Source organism: Pseudoduganella sp. RAF53_2 (assembly GCF_052113985.1).
In the GTDB taxonomy this organism is placed as follows: domain Bacteria; phylum Pseudomonadota; class Gammaproteobacteria; order Burkholderiales; family Burkholderiaceae_D; genus Rugamonas.
In genome coordinates this window covers 1-3,796 of record NZ_JBFRDW010000602.1, presented here as the reverse complement: position 1 = coordinate 3,796, position 3,796 = coordinate 1, and the positions used below count along the sequence as shown (strand labels likewise).

The 3,796-nt window shown below is 60.1% G+C and carries 2 protein-coding genes; both read right to left on the bottom strand.

The window, feature by feature from the left end; translation table 11 throughout:
• Positions 1-163 precede the first annotated feature (163 nt).
• Positions 164-1,393, bottom strand: a complete 1,230-nt coding sequence (locus AB4Z11_RS26215) for a helix-turn-helix domain-containing protein (RefSeq protein WP_442028775.1) — start codon at positions 1,391-1,393, stop codon at positions 164-166.
• Between the two features lie 77 nt (positions 1,394-1,470).
• Positions 1,471-3,711 (bottom strand): glycoside hydrolase family 3 C-terminal domain-containing protein, encoded by a 2,241-nt coding sequence (locus tag AB4Z11_RS26210; protein WP_442028774.1) that lies wholly within the window; start codon positions 3,709-3,711, stop codon positions 1,471-1,473.
• Positions 3,712-3,796 lie beyond the last annotated feature (85 nt).

Below are 3,796 nucleotides of genomic sequence, written 5' to 3'. Positions count from 1 at the left end.
GACGCAGCGCTTGGCTTCATTTCCATTGTCTCCTCGGTATTATTTATTTTTGCGGCGCGGGTCGCCGATAGCGTGAGCGTACCCACAGCCCAAGCATAGGAGGAAGGCCCTGGCGGGCAGTAACGCACACATGGAAATTTCTATCAAAGTGCAAAAATTGCGATTAGTTCTGCTGGGAGTGCAAGGGAGTGGCGACCGAAGTTTCCTGCTGGACAGCAAGGCTGCGGAAGGATTTGGGGGTACAACCGTATTCTTCCTTGAACAGCTTATTAAAGTAAGAGACATTCGAATAGCCTACCGAATAAGCAATTTCCGCAATGGTGGCGCCGCCTTTCTCGGCCAGCAATCTGGCAGCTTCGGTCAGCCGCAATTTATTCAGATAGCTGGTAAATGTCATGCCAAGTTCCGACTTCAAGACCTCGTTGACTTTATTGCGGTTGGTGCCGGTGGCAGTCACCACGCCATCCAGATCCAATTCGGTATTTGTATAATTCGTCGCAATAAAGCGCAGGACCGATGCCTTTTCCTTGTCGCGGTATGGCTCCAGCGTTAATTCGCGATAAGCGACCAGCGGCAGGTCTTTTTTCATTCTGGAGTTCAGGCTCATGGTCAGCGCCTGCGAATGGGCGCGGAAAAACCATAGAGCAAATGCGGCCCAACTCGCCAATAGCATGGCCACCAGGGCTGCGATATACCGGTAATCGCGGCCATGGATCGTCAGTTCGCTGATGTCCATATAGGAGTCGACGTTGTGCGGACTCTGGATGCTGGTGCCGAAGACGAATTTCGACACCTTGTTCAGCTCATACCCCTGGTGCGAGAGATCGAGATTGACCTGGTAGAACCACCATTCCGGAATACTCAGCCGGGTAAGATCCAGCGAGACAGGAACGCCCCGTTCGTTACAGGAAAAATAGGTGCCGGGCGAGCGGTAGGTCAGGAATTCGCCCACGCGGGAGATCTTGGGGTCGAAGGTCGAAATGCCGAACACCATCGAGCTGGCCGGCGCGCACTTGGCCAGGAAGGTAATGTCGGTGTACTTGGACCAATCCACCAGGGCCAGCCGCCCTTTCGCATCATATAAGGCCATGCCGGCCGAAGCGAAGGGATACTTGCCGACGTCGGTCAGCCTGAACTCGAAGCGCAATTGTCCGCGCTCGCTGCGGGTCACCTGGACCGTGGAGGTGCCGCCCATCTCCACATCCGAATTGGTCATGTAATGCCAGCCGGGGTCCGCACGGTTCGAAGCGAACAGCGGCACCGACAGATAGCTCTGATAGAACAGGAAAAATGCCAGCACCGCGTCCGCGACTACCACGACAATGAGTGCCAGCAGTGCCTTCTTATAAAACTCTTGCATTAGTGTTGTGGTGATTGAACTGTCTCGACGCAATGCCTCTTGCCGGGCTTGCTGATTGCATCATAGCAGTTCAATCACTAAATGGGGCACACTCTCCCCCGGCCGGGCGGTCAGCGCTCCGGATGCAGTGGTTTGCCGTTGACGTCGTAGCTGGCCGCTTCCAGGTGCAGCACCGTGCTAATCGCCTTGGCGCCGGCGGCATCCGCTGCGAGTATCAGCCGGTAGTCGCCTTTGGCCACCTGCCAGGTCTTGCTGGCAGTGTCGTACATGGCCAACAAACGCGGATCAATCGTGATGGAAGCGGCTGTTTCCGCCCCCGGCTGCAGATCCACCTTCTGGAATCCGGCCAGCCGCTTGGGCGCTTCCCACTGGGCGCCGAGCGGCGCGACATACAACTGGGCCACTTCCTTGCCGGCCCGCTTGCCCAGATTTTTCACCGTGAAGGAGGCTTGCAGGGCGCCGTCCTTCATCCCGGCGGACAGCTGGACGAAACCGAACTCGGTGTAGGACAGGCCATGGCCAAATGGGAACAGCGGTTTCAGGCCCTTCAGGTCGAACCATTTATAGCCGACCGCCGCGCCTTCGCCGTATTCGACATCGAAACGCTTGTCAGCCACTTCGGGGTAGCCGTCCAGGGCCGCGCGCGGCAACTGGGTTTCCGATTGCGGGAAGGTGGCCGGCAAATGGCCGGAAGGATTCACTTCGCCAAACAGCACACTGGCGATGGCTTCGCCGCCGCTGGTTCCCGGATACCATGCTTCCAGCACGGCCGCCGCTTTCGGCAGCCAGGGCATGGTCACCGGTCCGCCGGTTTCCAGCACCACGACGGTTCTCGGATTGGCCGCAGCCACGGCAGCAATCAGCGCATCCTGCCGGCCACCCAGTGAAAGATTCGGAAGGTCGAAGCCCTCGCCCGCCCATTGGGTGGCAAAGACTACGGCCACATCGCTTTCACGCGCCAATTTCGCCGCCGCTGCCGGGTCGGCGCCGTCGTTGAAGGCCACCCTTGCTGCCGGCAGGCGCTTCTGCATGGCTTTCAGCGGCGAAGAAGGATAGACCATCACCGGACCGGGCCAGTTTTTGGGCTCCATTCCTGGCACGGCATTTCCGCCCGCCGGGTACACCAGCGAGGAGCCGCCACCCGCCAGCACGCCCTTATCGGCGTAGCCGCCAATGACAGCGACGCGTTTCACGGCGGTGGTCAGCGGCAGGACCGCATCGCTGTTTTTCAACAGGACGATGCCCGCCTGGGAATCCTGAAGCGAGATAGCCGCGTGCGCGCCGAAATCGATTTTGCCGGGTTCCGCCGCGGCCGGGCGATCCACCACGCCGTGCTCGAACATCGCATGCAGGATGCGGCGCGCCATATCGTCCAGACGCGACTGCGGCACCCAGCCGTTCAGGACCGCTTCCTTGAGCGCCGGTCCGAAATACTCGGCAACGTCGAACGGCACGCCGGATTGCTGGTCCAGACCTGCGTTCGCCGCCGGAACGGTGCTATGGGTGGCGCCCCAATCCGACATCACCCAGCCCTTGAAGCCCCAGTCCTTTTTCAGCACTTCGTTCAGCAGGTAGCTGCTCTCGCAAGCGTACACGCCGTTGACGCGATTATAGGAACACATGACCGCGCCGGGATTGCCCTCCTCTTTGGCGATCTGCAGGGCGAGTAAATCCGACATGCGCGCCGACTGGTCATCAATCCTGACGTTCAGCGTATTGCGGCCCGTCTCCTGGTCGTTCAGCGCGAAGTGCTTCAGCGTGGAGATCACGCCGTTCGACTGAATGCCCCTGATTTGCGCGCCAACCATTTTGCCCGCCAGCAGAGGGTCCTCGCCGCCATACTCGAAGTTGCGGCCATTGCGCGGATCGCGCATCAGATTGACGCCACCCGCCAGCAGGACGTTGAAGCCGAAGCCGCGCGCCTCCGCACCGATCATCGCGCCACCTGCGTAAGCCACTTGCATGTCCCAGGTTGCGGCGGTATTCAGGCCTGAGGGCAGCGCGGTTGCCGCACGCGCGTCGGGGCCAGCCTGGCTCGCGACGCCAATGCCGGCGTCAGCCTCCCACAGGTTCGGGATGCCCAGGCGCGGCACGCCATACACAAATCCTGCCGACTGCTTGTGCGCCTGCTGCGGACGCTGGAAATGCTTGGACGCCATGTCGGAGCCAAAGTAGCCAAAGACCAGCTTCAGTTTTTCGTCCAGGGTCATCTCCTGAACAGCCAGCCCGGCACGTTTCGCCGGCTTCAACTGCGGGTTCATCCAGGGTTGGCTATCCGGCGCGGCCAGTGCGGTGCCGATATACATCGCTACCGCGGCCGCCAGGAGGTACTTCGTTTTCTTCAATTTCATGGATTCCTCTAAAAACTACCGTGCAGCTTTGACGATGGCGCTGATCACATCCGGAAAGGCTTGCGCGCCAGTGGAGCGGTTGAAC